The following is an 894-nucleotide window of genomic DNA, read 5'->3' as shown; positions in this document are numbered from 1 at the left end:
GTATCATCGATGAAGAAGCCAAGATGCACAAGAAATCACTTCCTGAACATCTTCCTAAGCACATGGCATTTGATGAATTTATGTCTACTGACAAGATGAGCTTTATTTGGTTAGATAGCGATAATCATCGTACGGGTGATATCTTGCCCAGAAGAACTTCATATCAAATCAGTAAATACTTCAGTCGATTTCCTTTGAAAGTCAGAAGACAGGTAAAAACTATTTCTTTGGATTTAAATGCCGGATACATTAATTTAGTACCAAAGTTGTTTCCAAAGGCCAAAGTCGTTGTTGATAGATTTCATATCGTTCAGATGATGAATCGTTCTCTCAATTCAACTAGAATACAGGTAATGAAACGAATGCCTAAAAGAAGTAAAGAATACTTGTTCATGAAGAGAGATTGGAAAAAATTCTTGGAATCATTCGATTCCATCGAAAAGATAAACCCTAAGTATCAGTACAGTGTTGGTTATTATGAAACGGATCTAAATTTAATCACAAAGTGTTTAGATTTGGACGAAGGTTTCGCCAAGTCCTACGAAGTATATCAAGATATTTTAAAGGCTATTAGAACAGGCGATACTGATACAATGAATCAGATACTACTCAATTATCATCCACTCAATACCGCTATGGATCAAACAATGACATCATTAAGAAAATATCGTAAACAAGTATTAAATGCACTGAAGCTTAAATATTCCAACGGATTTTTAGAGGGAATCATTGGAAGAATAAAAAAGATAAAAAGTAGTGCCTATGGATATCGTAGTTGGAACAACTTTACTGAACGTATAAATATTCAAATGTTTTGGCTTCGAGCAAGCTCATCAGCCAAATAAAAAAACAGCTAGACCATTTATGGTCTAACTGTTAACTTGAACCGCCATC

The 894-nt window shown here is 34.2% G+C and carries 1 protein-coding gene; it reads left to right on the top strand.

Features of this window, described 5'->3' with window-relative positions:
* Positions 1-845, top strand: an 845-nt coding sequence (locus tag FD26_RS10735) for an ISL3 family transposase (RefSeq protein WP_057868409.1), incomplete at its 5' end; no start/stop codon positions are given.
* Between the last annotated feature and the right edge of the window lie 49 nt (positions 846-894).

Origin of the sequence: Companilactobacillus crustorum JCM 15951 (assembly GCF_001434585.1) — a bacterium.
GTDB lineage: Bacteria > Bacillota > Bacilli > Lactobacillales > Lactobacillaceae > Companilactobacillus > Companilactobacillus crustorum.
The sequence above is the reverse complement of the archived record's forward strand: the minus strand, read 5'-3'. Positions and strand labels throughout refer to the sequence as shown.